Source organism: Aestuariimicrobium soli (assembly GCF_051192575.1).
In the GTDB taxonomy this organism is placed as follows: Bacteria; Actinomycetota; Actinomycetes; order Propionibacteriales; family Propionibacteriaceae; genus Aestuariimicrobium; species Aestuariimicrobium soli.
In genome coordinates, this window is sequence record NZ_JBPJSQ010000010.1 from 22,308 (window position 1) to 41,662 (window position 19,355).

Consider the following 19,355-nt stretch of genomic DNA (forward strand, 5'->3'; position numbering starts at 1 on the left):
TCCGTGCCGGAACTCCCCGAGGTCGAGTCGGTGCGCCTGGGGCTCGACCGCGTCGTGACCGACCGCACCGTTCGGGCCGTGCAGGTGCTGCACCCACGCCCGGTGCGCGCCCACCTCGCCGGCCCCGATGACTTCCGCGACCGACTCGTCGGACGAACCTTCGCCACCCCCGGCCGTCGCGGCAAGTTCCTGTGGCTGCCGTTTGCCGGCGGCGACGCGCTGATGGCCCATCTGGGCATGAGCGGCCAGTTCCGCGTGGACGAACCCGGCGCGCCGCTGCTGCGCAACACCCGCGTGCTGATCGATCTGGACGACGGCCGTCAGCTCAGATTCGTCGACCAGCGCATGTTCGGCGGGCTGTCGATCTCGCCGATGGAGCCGCCCAGCGCGGACGGCCCCGGCGACGAGGTTCCCCTCGAGGCCGCCCACGTCGCGCGCGACCCCTTCGACCCGCTCTTCGACGCCGACGCGGTCGTGTCGCGGATGAAGAGGTCGACGTCGGGAGTGAAGGCCCTGCTGCTGAACCAGCGCATCGTCTCGGGCTTCGGCAACATCTACGTGGACGAGACGCTCTGGCGTGCCCGGCTGCACCACCTGCGGCGCGGTGAAACCTTGACGCGGAAGGTGCTGCACCAGGTGCTCGAGCAGGGGCGCGAGGTGATGGGGGAGGCGTTGGCCGTCGGCGGCACCAGCTTCGATGCCCTCTACGTCAACGTCAACGGCGAGTCGGGCTACTTCGCCCGGTCGTTGCACGCCTACGGACGAGAGCACCAGCCCTGCGACCGCTGTGGCACCCCGATCGTGCGGGAGGCCTTCGCGAACCGGTCCTCGTTCACGTGCCCGGTCTGTCAGCCGCGCCCGCGCCGGTAAGGGCTTGGCGGAAGGGGTGCAGTTGCAACGATCATCCCACCTGCGAACCTCCTCGTGCCGGTGGTTCACGACACTCTCGGACTTAGGCCATGGAGGGCGTTGCGTGCGGATGCCCCCTGGCCTGGGCGAGCCCCCGTGGCGCGCTGGCTTCATTCCCCGACCTTCTGGAGGGACGCGCTTCCTGTGTCGTGAGTCCCGTTGAGGGTACCGTCGCGTCAAGAAGCGTTCGAACCAGTCGAAGGAGACTCGCGAACATGGCCGTTTCGTGGCTGATTACTGCGATGTATCGGAGGGCGGCTGACTCGACTGGCTCGGGGGTCGTGGTGGCCTCATCTACTTCCCCCCGCATCGTGGGCACCGCGGGTGTCACGTACTATGTGCCGGCGGGCACGCCGCCTGTTTGCGTCACTAACTCTGAGTACAAGGCTGTTGCCAGCATCGGATCGCTGGACTCCGTCGAGAGTGGTTGGATTCCAGTCACCTGCGCGTCATGAAACATCAGCGAGACCCGCGGCTGCCGTCTCCGGAGTGCAGATCCGTCGACGATGTGCGTGATGTCGTGCGCGACGAGCGGCATCCTATCCTGCGAGTCACTCATTGGCGCACGGTGGCACCACCCAGCCAACCCGGAGCCGCCGTGGCGAGGTGGGTCGAGGTTGCCTACGACTTCCACCATGCCGACATCGCCGACGTGCTCGAATGGATCGATGCCCAACCGGTGGGCGACCCGGACGACGTCTGGCAGGTGACCGCCCTGGTGGGGCCCGAAGGAAGACGGACCGCCCTGCCGCTGCTCGGGTTCGACCCGTACGACCTGCTCTGAGCTGTTTCTCCACGGTCGCGAGGCCGGTCGTCTCACGGAGGGCGCTCAGGCCTCCAGGGCGAACCCGCCCGTCCAGCCGATCTTCTCCCCGACGGCCAGCGTGAGTTGCAGGAAGCCGATGGCTTCCAACTCGCGGGCCCGCGACAGGGCGCCGGCATCGATGGCATTGAGACCGGCCGACTTCACGGCGTCGACCAGCTGGGCCTTGGCGTCGGCGTCATCACCAGCCACCAGCACCGTGGTCGTCTGCGAGCCCACCTTGCCGCTGGCCAGGGTGGCGGCGAAGTTGGTGTTGAAGGCCTTCAGCACCTTCGCGGTGGGCAGTGCCTTCTGCAGTTCGGAGGCCGCGCTGCCGTCGGCCGGGGTGACCAGCGAGTCGAAGGTGGAGAAGTCCAGCGGGTTGGTGATGTCGACGACCGTGCGACCAGCGAGCTGATCCCCGTGGCTGGCGACGATCGCGGCCAGGGCGGGGTGGGGAACGGCCAGCACCACGAGGTCGCCCTCGATGGTGACGTCGGCATCACTCGAGCCGATGTGCTGGATGGAGGCCCCGCTGCGGGCGAGCACCCCCGCGATGGCCTGGCCCATGTTGCCGTTGCCGAAGATGGTGATGGTGATCATTTTTTCACGCTTTCGTATCCTGGCCGCCCGAAGGTGGGCTTCCACCCGTCACAACGCGACGGGTGACCGCGATGTTCCGGCGCGACCCTGGTCGACCGGCCCGACCCCAGCCCGCCCTAGTCTCGACCCATGAGCGCACCAGGCTGGTACCCCGACCCTGCGGGGTCCGGGGGAGTCCGGCACTGGGACGGTGACCGCTGGGGCACCGAGGTTCGCCCCGCTCCCGACCCATCCCGGACGACGGCCGGCCTTGGCGGTGGCGGTGGAGGCAAGCCCGGCGGCAAGGGTTGGGTGGCGGTGGTCGTGGTCGCCCTGGTCGTCGTCGCCGTCGTGGTGATCGCGCTGCAGCAGCGTCGCGGCACGACCCTCACCGAGGACACCAACTCGTCCACCCCGACCGTCTCGCAGTGGGACGAGTCCAGTTCCCCGACCTCGGGACCCACGAAGCCTCCGCCGACGCTCAACCCCACCGGGGCGCGCGAGCGGTCCTGCGAGAACCTCACCGGTTCCTCCCCCCAGCAGACCGGCGACCGGGTGTCGTCCGGCGGGCTGAGCTTTCCGGCGGCACCGGGGTGGCGGCGCTACTCCGACCGGCGGCTGCCGTTCGCGAAGAACGCGGCCGGGCTGTACGTCTCGCACCCCGAGGAGAAGCTCGGCTGGGCTTCGAGCATGGCCGTCGCCCAGGTGAACATGCCCGAGGGGTACCCGGGCAGCTCGACGGCCGCCACCCGCATCGCCCAGTGTCTGGTGACCAGCTCGTTCTACACGTCGGTCGACGTCACTCTGACCGACGTCACCACCGAGCCGATCGATCTGGCAGGCACCCCGGCACGCGGCTTCGGGCCACCATCCGCTTCGACGACGATCGCCTGATCACCAAGGCGACGGCCATGAACGTCATCGTGGTCGACACTCCCGAGCCGACGGTGTTCATCGGGCTGGTGAAGTCAGAGGCCGCCCCGCAGATGCGCGATCTCGAGGCCGCCATCGCCGGACTGCGGGTCGGTTGATGCCGTCCGCGGGCGTGGCGTGGCTATTCTGAGCCTTCTATGACCCTCAGTTCCCGCCTGTGGCGAACCCTGCGCCAGTTCGTCCGATTCGGCCTCGTCGGTGGCAGCGGAGTGGTCGTCAACCTCGCCGTCGCCGTCGTGATGCACAAGGCCCACGGCGGCACCCAGCACGGCAACGACCCCGTCTGGGCCATCCCCGGCACCGCGTTCAACGTGCGCTTCCGCCACGTCGTGTGGATCGTCGCCTTCCTCGTGGCGAACCTGTGGAACTTCCAGCTCAACCGCTCCTGGACCTTCAAGTCGGCCAAGCACTCGCGCTGGTGGAAGGAGTTCTGGCCGTTCCTGGCCGTCGGCAGCGTCGCGGCCGGAGCGGGCCTGTTCATCCTCACCGCGTTCACCCACACCGGCTCGCCGATCTACCTGCCCGACCCGTTCTTCAACGAGACCAAGGGCATTCACTCCCGCGAGTACTGGGCCCAACTGCTGACCATCGTCGTCACCATGCCCATCAACTTCCTCGTCAACAAGGTGTGGACCTTCCGGGCGGTCCGCGGGCACCATGCCGAGCTGGCCACCGTGCCCCTGACCGACGCCGAGCAGGCGCGCGCCGAACAGACGAACGTCACCGAGACCACGGGCAGCTGATGTATCTCAAGTCACTCACCCTGCGCGGGTTCAAGTCGTTCGCCTCGGCGACGACGCTGAACTTCGAGCCCGGAGTGACCTGTGTGGTGGGGCCCAACGGGTCGGGCAAGTCGAACGTCGTCGACGCGCTCAGCTGGGTGATGGGGGAGCAGGGCGCCAAGAGCCTGCGCGGCGGCAAGATGGAGGACGTCATCTTCGCCGGCACCTCGGGGCGGGCTCCGCTGGGCCGGGCCGAGGTCGTCCTCACCATCGACAACACCGACGGTGCCCTGCCGATCGACTACACCGAAGTGACGATCTCGCGCACGATGTTCCGCTCCGGCGGTTCGGAGTACTCCATCAACGGCAATCCGGCCCGCCTGCTCGACGTGCAGGAACTGCTCAGCGACTCCGGGATCGGCCGTGAGATGCACGTGATCGTGGGTCAGGGGCAGCTCGACACGATTCTGCAGGCGACCCCCGAGATCAGGCGTGGCTTCATCGAAGAGGCCGCAGGCGTGCTCAAGCACCGCAAGCGCAAGGAGAAGGCGCTCCGCAAGCTCGAGTCGACGGCCGCCAACCTGCACCGCCTCAATGACCTGATCGCTGAACTGCGCCGCCAACTCAAACCGCTGGGCCGCCAGGCCGAGGTCGCCCGGAAGGCGGCCGTCATCCAGGCCGAGGTGCGCGATGCCCGTGCGCGCCTGCTGGCCGACGACCTCACCCAACTGCAGGAGTCCCTGGCCGGCGACCTGGCCGACGAACGCGCCGCCGAAGAGGCGAAGTGGTCGGCCGAGCAGGCCCACCAGCGCGCTCAGCGGGCTGAGGCCGAGGCCGAGGCGGCCGTCGCCGAGGCGAACCCACGACTGAGCGCCGCGCAGGAGAACTGGTACGCCCTGGCCGCCCTGCGCGAGCGCCTGCAGACGACCATGTCGATCGCCGCCGAGCGCATGCGCAATGCCGACGCCCAGCCAGAACTCGGACGAGGGGGCCGCGACCCCGAGACCCTCGAGATCGAGGCGCGGCAGGTGCGGGACGAGGAGTCGTCCCTGCGCGAGGAGGTCGCTCGACTGACCGACGAGCTGACGCTGGCCACCACCCGCAAGACCGCCGCCGAGAACCTGCAGGCCGAGGCCGACAAGGCGTGGAACGCCCAACTGCGAGCCATCGCCGACCGGCGCGAGGGGGTGGCCCGGCTGACCGGCCAGGTGAACGCGTTGCGCTCGCGGCTGGACGCCTCGTCCGAGGAGGTCGAACGACTCGAGGCACGACGCAATGATGCCGGGGTCCGTGCCGAGACGGCCCGCGCCGAATACGCCAAACTCGAACAGCAACTCGCCGGGCTCTCCGACGGCGAGTCGGGGCTCGATCTGGCCTACGAACAGGCGGCCGACGAGGTCGAACGACACACCGTCACGGTCGACGAGCTGCGCCGTAGTCAGGCCGACCTCACCCAGACCAGGCATGCCCAGGGCGCCCGGCTCGACGCCCTGCGCCTGGGACTCGAACGCAAGGATGCCAATGCCGCCCTCGTCGCCGCGGGCGATGCCGTCAGCGGGGTGCTCGGTCAGGTGGCCGCGCTCGTCACCGTTGCCCCGGGTTGGCAGACCGCCGCGTCGGCCGCGCTGGGTGCGGCCAGCGAGGGCGTGGCCGTCACCGGTGTCGACGCGGCAGTCGGGGCCGTCGAGCACCTGAAGGCCGAAGATCTGGGCCGGGCTGGCCTGCTGGTCGGCGGAGCCACCACCACCAGGGACGACTGGCCCGAGCTACCCGCCGGCACCCGATGGCTCGCCGACCTGGTCACCGTCGACGATCAGCTGGCCGGATCGTTCGTCCGCCTGCTCGACCGCGTCGCGGCGGTGGACGACCTGGCCGCCGCTCGGGCACTGGTGGCCAGGGAACCGTCGGTGACGGCGGTCACCCGCGAGGGCGATCTGGTCTCGCGTTGGTACGTGGCCGGCGGATCGGGGCGCCAGCCGGGGCTCATCGAGCTGCAGGCCGCCGTCGACGAGACCGAGTCGTCCTTGGCCGAGTCGAACCACCAGCTCGAACGGGTGGCGTTCGAGCTGCAACGGGCCACGGCCGAACTGGAGCAGGCGTCGGCCACGGCCGAGGCCACCCTCGAACGCCTGCACGAGTCCGACGCCCACCTGTCGTCGATCACCGAACAACTTGGCTCCCTCGCGCAGCGGCAGCGGGAGGCCAGGGCCGAGGCGGAGCGGCTCACCCAGTCGATCGACCAGGCCCACGGGTCGCGGGGGTCCGACACCGAGGCGCTCGCCGAACTCGAGGCCCGGCTCGAGCTGGCCGCCAGCGAGACCGATCTCGCCGAGCCCGACCCGACCGAACGCGACACCCGCGCGGCCGAGGCCAGGCTGGCCCGGCAGACCGAACTCGATGCCCGGCTGGCCCTGCGCACCGCCGAGGAGAAGGCCAAGGCGCTCGCCGGCCGAGCCGACTCCCTGAGTCGCGCGGCCTCGCACGAGCGGCAGGCCCGGGCCAAGGCGCTGGCCCGCGCCGAGCAGCTGCGCCGAGAGGCAGGTGCTGCCCGCTGCGTGCACGAGGCGGCCCAGTGGCTGGTGGGCCAGGTCGACCGGGCGCGCGAGCTGGCCACGGCCGACCGCTCCGCCGCCGAACGCGACCGTGCGGCCGCCGAGGCGGCACTGGGAGTGGCCCGCCGTGAGGCCCGTGAGGCCAGCCGTGCCCTCGACGAGGTCGTGCAGGGGGCGCACCGCGGCCAACTCAACCGCATCGAACTGCGCATGCGCATCGAGCAACTCGAAGAGAAGGCGATGGCCGAGTTGGGTCTGGAGGCCGACGCCCTCGTGGCCGACTTCGGGCCGGAGCAGCGCGTGCCCGTGCTCGTCCGTGACGATGGACGACCCGTCGACCCCGACTCCGATGACCCCGCTCCCTACGTGCGCGAACAGCAGGAGAAGCGCCTGCGGGCGGCGACGCGCAACCTCGAACTGCTCGGCCGGGTCAACCCGCTGGCGCTCGAGGAGTTCGACGCGATGCAGGAGCGGCACCAGTTCCTGGCCGAGCAGTTGGACGACCTCAAGCGCACCCGCGCCGACCTGGCCGAGATCATCGACGAGGTCGACGCCCGCGTCGAACAGGTCTTCGCCGAGGCCTACCGCGACGTCGAAGAGGCCTTCGAGCACGTCTTCTCGCGGCTGTTCCCCGGCGGCGAGGGACGGCTGGTGCTGACCGAACCGGGGCAGTGGTTGACCACCGGTGTCGAGGTCGAGGCGCGCCCGGCCGGCAAGAAGGTCAAGCGACTGTCGCTGCTGTCGGGTGGCGAGCGGTCGCTGGTGGCTGTCGCGTTCCTGGTCAGCCTGTTCATGGCCAGGCCGAGCCCGTTCTACATCCTCGATGAGGTCGAGGCGGCCCTCGACGACACCAATCTCGGACGACTCCTGGGCATCTACGAGGAACTGCGCGAGAACTCCCAGCTGCTGGTGATCACGCACCAGAAGCGCACCATGGAGATCGCCGACGCCCTCTATGGGGTGACCATGCGTGGCGACGGGGTTTCGACGGTGGTCTCGCAACGGCTGAGGGAGTCCGTCGACGCCTGAGTGCGCCGCCCTCGGGCAACCCCACGCCCTCCGCGCTCCGCGCTCCACCACGCCACGCCCGACACCACGCCCCGCCACGTGGCTTCAGTTGGTGCACATGGCTTCAGCCCTGAACCGAAGCCATGTGCACCAACTGAAGCCAGGTGGGAGCTGGGGCCAAAAATGACGGTCGTGTCGAGTCGCGAAACGGTGTTTTCCCGAGGCACAATGGTGTCGAGCGATGGCGCTTCCCCTGTCAGCCGTCGCGGCGATCGGGTGCGGTTCACGGACCGTCTCCCGACTGGGGTTGCGTGCGCGCTCGCACTTGCTCGAAGCACGGCCCGCCCAACCTCCTGGAAGGAACTCCGGTGACCCTCGCCGCCGCCATCGTCATCACTCTCGCCGTCGTCCTCGGGTGCGCCGTCGCCGCCATGGTGGCCTTCGGCCTGCGCCGCAATGCCGTCGCCGACGAGGGCGTGCGCGGCCAGTTCGCCGATCTCGGGCGTCACCTCAACGGTGATGCCGAGGTGCCCGAGAAGTTCGCCCAGCTGGTGGCCCGCACCAGCAACTGAGGCAGAGGTCACCCGCCACCGACCCGAACCGTCGTCCCGAACAAGGGTCGGGGCGGTCGGCCCTAGGATGAGGTCGTGCCCACAGACCTGACGCTCATCTTCTGGATCATCCTCGGTGTCGTGCTGGCGGCTGCTGCCGTCGGCATCGTCGTCGCCCTGCGCGGGCGCAAGCAACTGCCGCCGGCACCGCAGACCACCGAACTCGAGCCCCGCCCAGACGAGTCGGCCGAGCCGACCCAGCCCGAGACCTCCCAGCCCGAAAGCGCCCAGCCCGAGGCCCAGACCCCAGAACCCAGCGAGCCCGAAACGGCTCAGCCGGAGGCTCCCGCCCGCGACCAGATCGAGGCACCGGCCTCGCGTCTCGCCCGGCTGCGGCGTCGCCTCGCTGGTTCGAACAATGCCCTCGCCCGCGGCCTGGCCGACCTGCTCAGTCGTGACCGGATCGACGAGGACACATGGGACGACTTCGAGATGACCCTGATCAGCTCCGACCTGGGCGTGGGCCCGACCACGGAGCTGACCGACAAGCTGCGCCAGGAGCTCGCCATCGACGGGGTCAGCGACCCCGCCAAGGCGCGCGAGACCCTGCGCCGGGAGCTCGTCCGACTGGTCGACCCGAGCCTCGATCGCAGCCTGCACGTCACCGGTGCCGACGGCAACCCGGGCGTCGTGATGGTGGTCGGTGTCAACGGCACCGGCAAGACCACCACCGTGGGCAAGTTGGCCCGCGTGCTGGTGGCCGACGACCAGCGGGTGCTGCTGGGAGCGGCCGACACCTTCCGTGCCGCCGCCGCCGAGCAACTCACCACGTGGGGCGAGCGGGTCGGGGTCGACACGGTTCGCGGGCCCGAGGGCGCCGATCCGGCCTCGGTCGCCTTCGACGCCGTTGCCAAGGGCGTCGAGGCGGGCGTCGACACCGTGCTGGTCGACACCGCCGGCCGCCTGCACACCAAGACCGGCCTGATGGACGAGTTGGGCAAGGTCAAGCGCGTCATCGAGAAGAAGGCGCCCGTCACCGAGGTGCTGCTCGTGCTCGATGCCACCACCGGCCAGAACGGACTCACCCAGGCGCGCATCTTCGCCGAGGTGGTCGACGTCACCGGCATCGTGCTCACCAAGCTCGACGGCTCCGCCAAGGGCGGCATCGTCGTGCAGGTGCAGCGCGAACTCGGTGTGCCGGTCAAGCTGATCGGGCTGGGGGAGGGCGCGGACGACCTGGCGCCCTTCGATGCCGAGGGCTTCGTCGCCGGCCTGCTGGGGGAGTGACCCGACCCCAGCCGAGTGGGGTTGCCGCGCCGACGTAGGTTGTCGGCATGTGGGAGCTCACGGGGGGCCTGCTGGCGGGCACGGTCGCCACATTGGCGGTGCTGGTGCCGGTGGCGGCCGCGGTGTTCGTCCGTCGTCGCTGGCAGGCGTGGCTGGCCGCGCTGCTGGCCCAACTGTTGGCGGTCTCGGCGGTGTTCCTGCTGGTCAACCGGCACTATGAGTTCTTCGCCACGTGGGACGACCTCGTCGGGGTCCCCGGGCAGGTCGGCCGTCTGACCCAGGTGAAGGAACGCGGGGCCAAGGCGGTGCCGGTGCAGAAGATCGCGATCTCGTCCGACAACCCCCACCCTCTGGGTGAAGTGGTGACGATGCCGGTGCCCGACTCGAGCCCCGCCTACGCCACCGCCTCGGTTTATCTGCCGGCCGCCTACTTCGAACCCGGGCAACGCGCGCATCGGTTCCCGGTGGTGGTGATGGTCGCCGGGCTCGGTATGCCGGGGCCGAAGTTCGCGCATCTGCTCGACGCGGTGACCCAGAACTCGACCGTGATCGACGAGGGGCGGGCCAGCCCCTTCGTCGCCGTCTACGTGGGTGGCAGCATCGTCACCGGCATCGACTCCGAATGCGTCGACGTGCCGGGCGCGCCGCAGCAGACGTTCCTGGGGGCCGACCTGCCGTCGGCGATCGCCCAGCACTACCGGGTCACCGCCGACCACACTCGCTGGTTCATCGCCGGCTGGAGCACCGGCGGCTACTGTGCCGCGCTGATGACGGCCACCCATCCGCGGGTCTATGCCGCCGGGGCAGCCCTGGCCGGCTACTACCACCCGATCTTCGACGACCAACACCTGTTGGACACCCCGGCCGCTCCCGACCGCACGGCTGCGGTCACCGCCGAGAACGACCTGGTGCGCATGGTGACCACCCGGCAGCTGATCCACCTGCGGCTGCTCAACGTGATGTCGACCGCCGACGACCAGTCGTGGGGCACGGTCACCGGCCCACCCGACGGCCCCGACGGACGCCGCTTCCACCAGGCCGCGCGTTCCCTTCCCGGGGTCGCCTTCCAATTGGTGAAGGGCGGCGGCCACCGGTTCGGCACCTACCTGCCCCTCTACGACCCGAGTCTGGCCTGGCTGGGTACCGCCGGGCTGTGACCGACTCGACCCGAGCGGCCGGACGACTATCCTTGACCGACGGGTGAGCACCACGACGATGGGAAGAATGTGTTCGACACACTGCAGGACCGCCTCGCCGAGACCTTCAAGGGGCTGCGCGGCAAGGGGCGACTGACCGATGCCGACATCGACGCGACCGCGCGCGAGATCCGGATCGCGCTGCTCGAGGCCGACGTCAACCTGGGTGTCGTCAAGGACTTCATCGCCGCCCTCAAGGAACGGGCCCGTGGGGCCGAGGTGCACAAGGCCCTCAACCCCGCCCAACAGATCATCAAGATCGTGGACGAGGAGCTCGTCTCGATCCTCGGCGGTGAGACCCGCACCGTCAGGTTCGCGAAGAACCCGCCGACCGTGATCATGCTGGCCGGCCTGCAGGGTGCCGGCAAGACCACCCTGGCCGGCAAGCTCGCACGCTGGCTCAAGGAGGAGAACCATTCCCCGCTGCTGGTCGCCGCCGACCTTCAGCGCCCCAACGCCGTCAACCAGTTGCAGGTGGTCGGTGAGCGCGCCGGTGTGCAGGTGTTCGCGCCCCAGCCCGGCAACGGAGTGGGTGACCCCGTCGAGGTGGCCCGTCAGTCGATCGAGGAGGCTCGTCGCCGCCAGTTCGACGTGGTCATCGTCGACACCGCCGGTCGCCTGGGCATCGACGCCGAACTGATGCAGCAGGCCGCCGACATTCGCGCGGCCGTGCAGCCCGACGAGACCCTGTTCGTGGTCGACGCCATGATCGGCCAGGACGCCGTCAACACCGCGCTGGCCTTCAACGAGGGGGTGGGCTTCGACGGCGTGGTGCTCACCAAGCTCGACGGCGATGCCCGCGGTGGTGCCGCCCTGTCGATCGCGCGGGTGATCGGCAAGCCCATCATGTTCGCCTCCAACGGCGAGCAGCTGAAGGACTTCGACGTCTTCCACCCCGACCGCATGGCCAGCCGCATTCTCGGCATGGGCGACATGCTGACGCTCATCGAGCAGGCCGAGAAGACCTTCGACGCCGAGCAGTCCAAGGCGGCCGCCGACAAGCTGCTGGGTGGCCGTGGCGAGTTCGGCTTGCAGGACTTCCTGTCGCAGATGCAGCAGATGCGCAAGATGGGTCCGCTGTCGAAGATCTTCGGCATGCTGCCCGGCATGGGGCAGATGAAGGACCAGATCGCCAACATCGACGAGAAGGAGGTCGACCGCATCGAGGCGATCATCTACTCGATGACGCCGGCCGAACGCGCCGATGTGGCCATCCTCAACGGATCGCGCCGCTCGCGCATCGCCAAGGGCGCGGGTGTCGAGGTGCGCGACGTGAACCAACTGGTCACCCGCTTCGTCGAGGCCCGCAAGATGATGCAGTCAATGGCGCCGATGCTGGGCGGCGGCGGGGGCATGCCCGGCCTGCCGGGCGGGGGTGCCGGTCGTCGTCCGGCCAAGCAGCAGGCCAAGAAGGGGCAGAAGGGCAAGGCCGCCAAGGCACGCCGCCAGCCCCAGAGCACCAACGCCGCGGCGGAGGCTTCGTCCGCCTTCGGGTCGGGTCAGCAGCCGACGGCCAGCGAGCTGAACGAGGCGATGCAGAACTTCCAGCTGCCGCCCGAGCTGCAGCGCATGTTCAACCAGAACAACAAGGGCCCCCGCTGAGCAGGTCATGACCCCTGTGCTTGGATCGTGACATGAGTCACGGCCACGCTCCCCATGACCTGTCGGCGACCGGCGCTGAGCTGTTCCACGACCACGGCAGCGGCCCCCACAGTCATGACGCGCATGGGCATGCCGCGGACGGGCACACCCACGCCCCCGACGCCGGGCGGCTGCACCTGCGCGGGGTGGTGCTGCCGGGCGACGACGTGGTCGATCTGTGGATCGTCGACGGCCGGGTGACCTACGAACCGGCGGCGGGAGCCACCACCGTCTCGACCCACTGCTGGATCGTGCCCGGACTGGTCGACGCGCACTGTCACATCGGCCTCGACCATGCGGGCGAGGTCGGCCCCGAGGAGGCCGAGCGCCAGGCACTCACCGACCGGGATGCGGGCGCCCTGCTCGTCCGAGACGCCGGCTCACCGGCCGACACCCGCTGGATCGACGAGCGGGACGACCTGCCGCGCATCATTCGCGCCGGCCGCCACATCGCGCGCCCCAAGCGCTACATCCGCAACTTCGCCGACGAGGTCGACCCCGACGAACTGGTCGCCACCGTCGAGAAGCAGGTGGCCCGCGGCGACGGATGGGTCAAGCTCGTGGGCGACTGGATCGACCGCGAGACCGGCGATCTCGCCCCGCTGTGGCCGAAGCACGTCGCCGAGCGGGCGATCACCCGAGCCCACGAACTGGGGGCGCGGGTGACGGCGCACTGCTTCGAAGAGACGTCGGTGGCCGAGTTGGTTGAGGTGGGCATCGACGGCATCGAGCACGGCACGGGGCTCACCGACGCGGTCATCGAGCGGATGGCCGAACGCCAGGTCGCCCTCGTGCCGACCCTGGTCAACCTGGAGAACTTCCCGGCCATCGCCGCCCAGGGCGAGGCCAAGTTCCCCACCTACGCCGCGCACATGCGCCGGCTGCACGCCACCCGGTACGAGGTGCTCGGCAAGGCCCGTGAGGCCGGGGTGCCGATCTATGCGGGCACCGACGCCGGCGGCACCATGGCCCACGGGCTGGTGGGGCACGAGATCGAGCAGCTGCACCACCTCGGCGACGCCGAGTTCGCGTTGGGCGCCGCCTCGTGGCGAGCCCGGGAGTGGTTGGGTCGCGACGGCCTCGTGGAGGGGGCCAGCGCCGATCTGGTCGTGTACGACAGCAATCCGCTGGACGACCTCGCGGTCGTGCACCACCCGCGGCTGATCGTGCTGCGGGGGCGAATCGTGCGCACGCGCTGAACCGCCCCGCACGGTTTCGCCGATCCGGGTCGTCCGTGGCAGAATGTCCGATGCATCTGTGCCGTCACGCCCTCTCATCGTGGCGGCGCTGGACAACCCGAACCTCCAGGCGCGTGCCCCACACGTGACCGGCGGGGTTCACCCGCTCGCCGCACCTGCGGCACTTCCACAGGAGACACCACACACGTGGCTACCAAGATTCGTCTGAAGCGACTCGGCAAGATCCGCTCGCCCCACTACCGCATCATCGTGATCGACTCGCGTGCCAAGCGCGACGGCAAGGCCATCGAAGAGATCGGCCTCTACCACCCGAAGAACGATCCGTCGGTGATCCAGGTCAACTCCGAGCGCGCGCAGTACTGGCTCGGCGTCGGCGCCCAGCCGACCGAGGCCGTCGTCGCCCTCTTCAAGCGTTCGGGTGACTGGCAGACCTTCACCGGCGAGAAGTCGGAGTCGGGCATCGAGGTCGCTCCCGAGAAGGCCTCGAAGCTTGACCTGTTCAACGCCGCGCTGGCCGAGGCCGACGGTGAGCCCAGCACCGACGCCATCTCGAAGAAGAAGGCCAAGGATGAGGCTCCCGCCGCCGATGAGGCTCCCGCCGAGGAGTCGACCGACGCAGAGAGCACCGAGGCCTGAGCGTGCTGCAGGAAGCCCTGGAGCACCTCGTCCGCGGCATCGTCGGCAACCCCGACGACGTGCGCGTGAAGGACAAGGACCTGCGCCGTGGTCGCCTGCTCGAGGTGCGGGTGCACCCCGACGACATCGGCAAGGTGATCGGCCGGCAGGGTCGTACCGCCTCGGCCCTGCGCACCGTCATCGGTGCGCTGGCCGGTCGCGAGCAGGTGCGCGTCGACTTCGTTGACGTGGACCGCCGCGCAGGCTTCCGCAACTGACACCACCATGGGCGTTGCCCCGCACCATCCGGTGCGGGGCAACGCCTGTTTCTGGCCCGACCGGACGCTTCACGCCAGACGTTTTCATGAGAGGGTGACCCCACCATGACCGACACCAGCAACGACGGCCTCATCGCCGTCACCGTCGGCGTCATCGGGCGCGCGCACGGCATCCGCGGCGACCTGACCATCGACCTGCGCACCGACGAACCGGAGCGCCGGTTCGCCACCGGCTCCGTGCTGACCGCGGTGCAGGGCACCACCCGCCGCGCCCTCACGGTCGCGCACGCCCGCTGGCACTCGAGTCGTCTGCTGGTGACCTTCGACGAGGTCGCCGACCGCACCGACGCCGAGGCCCTGCGCGGGGCCGAGCTCGAGGTGCGGGTGCCCGCCGACGAGCGCCCCACCGACGAGGGCGAGTACTACGACCGCCAGCTGGTCGGCCTGCTCGCGGTCACCTCCGACGGCGACGAGATCGGACGAGTGACCCATGTCGTTCACCTGGCCGAGCAGGACCTGCTGGCCCTCGATGTCGCCGGCACCGAGCGCCTGGTGCCCTTCGTCACCGCACTCGTGCCCGAGGTCGACCTCGCCGCGGGAACACTGACCATCGTCCCCCTGCCCGGGCTGTTGGACGACGAGGCCGACGCATGAGCGCGGTCGAGCCGGTGGGTGGGGCGCGCCAGCGGATCGACGTCGTCTCGATCTTCCCCGACTACCTGGCACCGCTGCGGCTGTCCTTGGTCGGGAAGGCGATCACCTCGGGGCTGCTCGAGCTGGGGGTGCACGACCTGCGACAGTGGACCCACGACCGTCACCACACCACCGACGACACCCCCTACGGCGGTGGGGCTGGCATGGTGATGAAGCCCGAGCCGTGGGGGGAGGCCTTCGACGCGCTCATCGATCCCGAGCGGCCGCCGACGATCATCGTGCCCACCCCGTCGGGGGAGCGGTTCACCCAGGCGATCGCCCAGGAGTTGTCGGGCCACCAGCAGTTGTTGTTCTGCTGTGGCCGCTACGAGGGCATCGACCGGCGGGTCTTCGACCACGCCGCCGCCCGGGCCGAGGTGCGCGAGCTCAGTCTGGGCGATTACGTGCTCAACGGGGGAGAGGTGGCGGTGCTGGCGATGGTCGAGGCCATCGTCCGCCTCATTCCCGGCGTGATCGGCAATCCGGCCAGCCTCGACGAGGAATCCCACTCCGAGGCCCACGACGGGTTGCTCGAGTACCCCGTGTACACGAAGCCGGCCTCGTGGCGTGGGCTCGACGTGCCCGAGGTGTTGATGGGTGGCCACCACGGCAACATCGCCGCCTGGCGGCGTGAGCAGGCCCTCGAGCTGACGAGGCGTCGCCGACCCGATCTGTTGGACAAATAACGTCACAATGAAGTGACGTATTTGCGCTTGTCGCAGCGCATGTCGTCGATTTCTCGGCAGAGCGGTCAATGGACGGGGGCGTCGGTTCACTCCCGGGTGGCATGTGGCTAAGGTGCTGTGCGTGGCGACAACACTGACTACTCACCAACGAGCGGTGCGATCCACGGTGGCAATGAAGGCCGTCATGGCCATCACGGGGCTGCTGCTGGTCGCGTTCCTGCTCGCGCACATGTTCGGCAACTTCAAGGTGCTCCTGCCCGATGACGGCAAGGAGTTCAACGAGTACTCGCACTGGCTGCGCAGCTTCGGGTACCCCGCACTCCCGCACGGCGTGTTCCTGTGGATCATGCGCATCGTGCTGCTGGCCGCGGTGGTGCTCCACATGGTCTCGGCCTTCCGGCTGCGGGCGCGGGCGGCTGCCAACACCGGTGGGTCTCGGTACGTGACCAAGAAGAACATGGAGAAGAGCTTCGCGGCTCGCACCATGATCTGGGGCGGCATCATCATCGTGCTGTTCGTGGTCGTCCACCTTCTGCAGTTCACCGCCGAGGTGCTGAAGTTCGGTTACCCGAGCGGCACGAAGGCGCTGGCGCCGTACGACCGCGTGGTGGCCGGGTTCGGTGAGTGGTGGGTGGTCGTGTTCTACGGCATCGCCATGGCGGCCGTGTGCATGCACCTGTGGCACGGCGTCTGGAGCGCCTTGGCCACGTTGGGCGCCAACACCTCGGCCGCGGCCCGTCGCGTGCTGAAGGTGGTCGCGTACGTGATCGCGGTGGCACTCTTCCTGGGCTTCATGATTCCGCCGGTGCTGATTCTGACGAAGGTGATTGGACAATGAGCGAGACCCCCCAGAACACCGAGCAGGCCCTCGTCGAGGCCGACGCCGAGTCGATGTCGCCCGAGACTGGTTCGGTCGAGGCGCCGGCCGACAGCGCCGGCCCCGCCGCCACCGACTACTGGGCCCTCGGCGACGACATCGCCGACACCAAGGCCGATCTCTCCCAGCCCATCGACAAGATGTGGGGAGCCCGCAAGTTCTCGGCCAAGCTGGTCAACCCGGCCAACCGTCGCAAGCTCACCGTGATCATCGTCGGTACCGGTCTGGCCGGTGGCGCCGCCGCCGCGACGCTCGGCGAGGCCGGCTACAACGTGTTGAACTTCTGCTACCAGGACAGCCCCCGCCGCGCGCACTCGATCGCCGCGCAGGGTGGCATCAACGCCGCCAAGAACTACCGCAACGACGGCGACTCGGTGCACCGACTGTTCTACGACACCGTCAAGGGCGGCGACTACCGCTCGCGTGAGACCAACGTGTACCGCCTCGCCGAGGTGTCGGCCAACATCATCGACCAGTGCGTGGCCCAAGGCGTGCCCTTCGCCCGCGAGTACGGTGGCCTGCTCGACACCCGCTCCTTCGGCGGCGTGCAGGTGCAGCGCACCTTCTACGCCCGCGGCCAGACCGGTCAGCAGCTGCTGATCGGCGCCTACCAGGCCCTCGAGCGGCAGGTGGCGGCCGGCACGGTGAAGATGCACACCCGCCACGAGATGGTCGAGCTCATCATCGTCGACGACCGGGCCCGCGGCATCGTCACCCGTGACATGGTCACCGGCAAGATCGAGGCCCACTACGCCGACGCGGTGGTGCTCGCCACCGGTGGCTACGGCAACGTCTTCTTCCTGTCGACCAATGCCATGGGCTGCAACGTGACCGCCTCCTGGCGTGCGCACCGCAAGGGTGCTCACTTCGCGAACCCCTGCTACACGCAGATCCACCCGACCTGCATCCCGGTGCACGGCGAGACCCAGTCGAAGCTGACCCTGATGTCGGAGTCGCTGCGCAACGACGGCCGCATCTGGGTGCCCAAGAAGGTCGAGGACTGCTCGAAGGATCCGCGTCAGATCCCCGAGGAGGATCGCGACTACTACCTCGAGCGCATCTACCCGAGCTTCGGCAACCTCGTCCCCCGTGACATCGCCTCGCGTCAGGCGAAGTACATGTGTGACGAGGGACGAGGCGTCGGTCCCGCGGTCAAGGAGCGCGACCACGACGGCAACGAGCGCGAGATGCGTCGCGGTGTCTACCTCGACTTCGCCGAGGCCATCGGACGACTGGGACGCGAGGCCGTCGAGAAGAAGTACGGCAACCTCTTCGACATGTACGCCCAGATCACCGGTGAGAACCCCTACGAGGTGCCGATGCGCATCTACCCGGCGGTGCACTACACCATGGGTGGTCTGTGGGTGGACTACGACCTGCAGTCGTCGATCACCGGCCTGTACGTCTGTGGCGAGGCGAACTTCTCCGACCACGGCGCCAACCGACTGGGGGCGTCGGCGCTGATGCAGGGTCTGGCCGACGGTTACTTCGTCCTGCCCAACACCATCAACGACTACCTGGCGGGCGCACCGTTCGAGAAGATCGACGACTCGCATCCGGCCGCCGCGGAGGCGTTGACCTCGGCCAAGGCGCGCATCGACAAGCTGCTGTCGATCAACGGCACCCGCACCGTCGACTCCTTCCACAAGGAACTCGGCAACATCATGTGGGAGTACTGCGGCATGGAGCGTTGGGAGGACGGCCTGATGCTGGCGATCGAGAAGATCCGCGCGCTCAAGGCCGAGTTCTGGTCCAACGTGAAGGTCACCGGCGTCAACGAGGACTTCAACCAGACCCTCGAGCGCGCCGGTCGTCTGGCCGACTTCTTCGAACTCGGCGAACTGATGTGCATCGACGCGCTGCACCGACGCGAGTCGTGCGGCGGCCACTTCCGCGGTGAGAGCCAGACCGAGGACGGGGAGGCGCTGCGTCACGACGACCAGTTCCTCTACGTCGGGGCCTGGGAGTGGGGCGGCGAGAACGGCAAGCCGATCCTGCACAAGGAACCGCTGGTCTACCAGGCAATCGAGCTCAAGCAACGGAGTTACAAGTGAAGGTCACACTGCGCATCTGGCGTCAGGCCAAGGCCGACGCCGCGGGCAAGATGGTCACCTACCCGCTCGACGGGGTCTCGGAGGACATGTCGTTCCTCGAGATGCTCGACTTGCTCAACGAGCACCTCACCGAGCGGGGCGAGGAGCCGGTGGCCTTCGACCACGACTGTCGTGAGGGCATCTGCGGCATGTGTGGTGTGGTGATCAACGGCGTCGCCCACGGCGGCCAGCACACCACCACCTGCCAGCTGCACATGCGTTCGTTCGCCGATGGCGCCACCATCGACATCGAGCCGTGGAAGGCGGGCGCCTTCCCGGTCATCAAGGACCTCGTCGTCGACCGGTCGGCGTTCGACCGGATCATCCAGGCCGGGGGCTACATCTCTGCCAACACGGGGTCGGCGCCCGAGGCCCACTCGGTGCCCGCCCCCAAGCGGGAGGCCGACCTCGCCTTCGACAACGCCACCTGCATCGGCTGTGGGGCCTGCGTGGCCGCCTGCCCGAACGGTTCGGCGATGCTGTTCACCTCGGCGAAGATCACCCACCTGGCGATGCTCCCGCAGGGCCAGCCCGAGCGGTACAGCCGCGTGAAGTCGATGGTGGCCCAGCACGACGAGGAAGGCTTCGGCGGCTGCACCAACATCGGTGAGTGCGCCCAGGTCTGCCCCAAGGGCATCCCGCTGGAGTCGATCAGCCAGCTCAACCGTGACCTGATCTCGTCGCTGTTCAAGGGCGACGGCAAGACTCACTGAGCCCCGAGCCCGCCAACA

General features: G+C 69.1%; 18 protein-coding genes. 17 read left to right on the plus strand and 1 reads right to left on the minus strand.

The genetic code is table 11. The features are described 5' to 3' along the window. Positions 1-3 precede the first annotated feature (3 nt). The gene (gene mutM, locus ACSDQ9_RS11825; RefSeq protein ID WP_435147268.1) at positions 4-870 is read left to right on the plus strand and encodes a bifunctional DNA-formamidopyrimidine glycosylase/DNA-(apurinic or apyrimidinic site) lyase; all 867 of its coding nucleotides are present in this window, start codon (positions 4-6) and stop codon (positions 868-870) included. A gap of 637 nt (positions 871-1,507) precedes the next feature. Continuing rightward, a complete protein-coding gene (locus ACSDQ9_RS11830) occupies positions 1,508-1,693 on the plus strand; it encodes a hypothetical protein (protein ID WP_435147271.1) in 186 nt (61 codons plus the stop codon). 45 nt (positions 1,694-1,738) lie between these two features. Here the strand turns inward: ACSDQ9_RS11830 and ACSDQ9_RS11835 are convergent, their stop codons facing one another. Then, complete coding sequence (locus tag ACSDQ9_RS11835) at positions 1,739-2,314, minus strand: NADPH-dependent F420 reductase (RefSeq protein ID WP_435147274.1); 576 nt, start codon at positions 2,312-2,314, stop codon at positions 1,739-1,741. Between the two features lie 129 nt (positions 2,315-2,443). Between ACSDQ9_RS11835 and ACSDQ9_RS11840 the strand changes: the two genes are divergently transcribed. The 15 genes from ACSDQ9_RS11840 to ACSDQ9_RS11910 all read left to right on the plus strand — a co-directional run bounded on the left by ACSDQ9_RS11840 (position 2,444) and on the right by ACSDQ9_RS11910 (position 19,337). Further along, positions 2,444-3,187 (plus strand): DUF2510 domain-containing protein, encoded by a 744-nt coding sequence (locus ACSDQ9_RS11840; protein WP_435147277.1) that lies wholly within the window; start codon positions 2,444-2,446, stop codon positions 3,185-3,187. 176 nt (positions 3,188-3,363) lie between these two features. Continuing rightward, a complete protein-coding gene (locus tag ACSDQ9_RS11845) occupies positions 3,364-3,969 on the plus strand; it encodes a GtrA family protein (protein ID WP_435147280.1) in 606 nt (201 codons plus the stop codon). Next, positions 3,969-7,529, plus strand: a complete 3,561-nt coding sequence (gene smc / locus ACSDQ9_RS11850; RefSeq protein ID WP_435147283.1) for a chromosome segregation protein SMC — start codon at positions 3,969-3,971, stop codon at positions 7,527-7,529. Before ACSDQ9_RS11845 ends, smc begins: the two co-directional genes overlap by 1 nt. 347 nt (positions 7,530-7,876) lie before the next feature. Beyond that, positions 7,877-8,080, plus strand: coding sequence for a hypothetical protein (locus ACSDQ9_RS11855; RefSeq protein WP_435147286.1), 204 nt, complete (start codon positions 7,877-7,879; stop codon positions 8,078-8,080). A 75-nt stretch (positions 8,081-8,155) separates the two neighbouring features. Then, positions 8,156-9,346, plus strand: coding sequence for a signal recognition particle-docking protein FtsY (gene ftsY / locus ACSDQ9_RS11860; protein WP_435147288.1), 1,191 nt, complete (start codon positions 8,156-8,158; stop codon positions 9,344-9,346). 47 nt (positions 9,347-9,393) lie between these two features. After that, entirely contained in the window at positions 9,394-10,503 is a 1,110-nt protein-coding gene (locus tag ACSDQ9_RS11865; RefSeq protein ID WP_435147290.1) for an alpha/beta hydrolase-fold protein, read from the plus strand. Positions 10,504-10,572: 69 nt separating this feature from the next. After that, complete coding sequence (ffh, locus tag ACSDQ9_RS11870; protein ID WP_435147292.1) at positions 10,573-12,144, plus strand: signal recognition particle protein; 1,572 nt, start codon at positions 10,573-10,575, stop codon at positions 12,142-12,144. Between the two features lie 32 nt (positions 12,145-12,176). Next, positions 12,177-13,382, plus strand: a complete 1,206-nt coding sequence (locus tag ACSDQ9_RS11875; protein ID WP_435147294.1) for an amidohydrolase family protein — start codon at positions 12,177-12,179, stop codon at positions 13,380-13,382. A 186-nt stretch (positions 13,383-13,568) separates the two neighbouring features. Further along, entirely contained in the window at positions 13,569-14,018 is a 450-nt protein-coding gene (gene rpsP / locus ACSDQ9_RS11880) for a 30S ribosomal protein S16 (protein WP_435147296.1), read from the plus strand. Between the two features lie 2 nt (positions 14,019-14,020). Beyond that, on the plus strand, positions 14,021-14,275 hold the full coding sequence (locus ACSDQ9_RS11885; RefSeq protein ID WP_435147298.1) for an RNA-binding protein: 255 nt from the start codon (positions 14,021-14,023) through the stop codon (positions 14,273-14,275). A gap of 105 nt (positions 14,276-14,380) precedes the next feature. Further along, positions 14,381-14,929: a ribosome maturation factor RimM gene (rimM, locus tag ACSDQ9_RS11890; RefSeq protein WP_435147300.1), complete on the plus strand. Its 549-nt coding sequence runs from the start codon at positions 14,381-14,383 to the stop codon at positions 14,927-14,929. Next, positions 14,926-15,654: a tRNA (guanosine(37)-N1)-methyltransferase TrmD gene (gene trmD, locus ACSDQ9_RS11895; RefSeq protein ID WP_435147302.1), complete on the plus strand. Its 729-nt coding sequence runs from the start codon at positions 14,926-14,928 to the stop codon at positions 15,652-15,654. Before rimM ends, trmD begins: the two co-directional genes overlap by 4 nt. Before the next feature lie 184 nt (positions 15,655-15,838). Continuing rightward, positions 15,839-16,492 (plus strand): succinate dehydrogenase cytochrome b subunit, encoded by a 654-nt coding sequence (locus tag ACSDQ9_RS11900; RefSeq protein WP_435147304.1) that lies wholly within the window; start codon positions 15,839-15,841, stop codon positions 16,490-16,492. 53 nt (positions 16,493-16,545) lie between these two features. Beyond that, positions 16,546-18,585: a fumarate reductase/succinate dehydrogenase flavoprotein subunit gene (locus ACSDQ9_RS11905; protein WP_435147381.1), complete on the plus strand. Its 2,040-nt coding sequence runs from the start codon at positions 16,546-16,548 to the stop codon at positions 18,583-18,585. Next, entirely contained in the window at positions 18,582-19,337 is a 756-nt protein-coding gene (locus tag ACSDQ9_RS11910) for a succinate dehydrogenase/fumarate reductase iron-sulfur subunit (RefSeq protein ID WP_435147306.1), read from the plus strand. The genes ACSDQ9_RS11905 and ACSDQ9_RS11910 overlap by 4 nt, the downstream gene beginning before the upstream one ends. Positions 19,338-19,355 lie beyond the last annotated feature (18 nt).

What these genes read in the sequence shown, in the direction of transcription:
- ACSDQ9_RS11835 (WP_435147274.1), bottom strand. Translation starts at nt 2,314, where the DNA reads ATGATCACCATCACCATCTTCGGCAACGGCAACATGGGCCAGGCCATC.
- ACSDQ9_RS11840 (WP_435147277.1), top strand. Translation starts at nt 2,444, where the DNA reads ATGAGCGCACCAGGCTGGTACCCCGACCCTGCGGGGTCCGGGGGAGTC.
- ACSDQ9_RS11845 (WP_435147280.1), top strand. Translation starts at nt 3,364, where the DNA reads ATGACCCTCAGTTCCCGCCTGTGGCGAACCCTGCGCCAGTTCGTCCGA.
- smc (WP_435147283.1), top strand. Translation starts at nt 3,969, where the DNA reads ATGTATCTCAAGTCACTCACCCTGCGCGGGTTCAAGTCGTTCGCCTCG.
- ACSDQ9_RS11865 (WP_435147290.1), top strand. Translation starts at nt 9,394, where the DNA reads ATGTGGGAGCTCACGGGGGGCCTGCTGGCGGGCACGGTCGCCACATTG.
- ACSDQ9_RS11875 (WP_435147294.1), top strand. Translation starts at nt 12,177, where the DNA reads ATGAGTCACGGCCACGCTCCCCATGACCTGTCGGCGACCGGCGCTGAG.
- rimM (WP_435147300.1), top strand. Translation starts at nt 14,381, where the DNA reads ATGACCGACACCAGCAACGACGGCCTCATCGCCGTCACCGTCGGCGTC.
- trmD (WP_435147302.1), top strand. Translation starts at nt 14,926, where the DNA reads ATGAGCGCGGTCGAGCCGGTGGGTGGGGCGCGCCAGCGGATCGACGTC.
- ACSDQ9_RS11900 (WP_435147304.1), top strand. Translation starts at nt 15,839, where the DNA reads ATGGCCATCACGGGGCTGCTGCTGGTCGCGTTCCTGCTCGCGCACATG.
- ACSDQ9_RS11905 (WP_435147381.1), top strand. Translation starts at nt 16,546, where the DNA reads ATGTCGCCCGAGACTGGTTCGGTCGAGGCGCCGGCCGACAGCGCCGGC.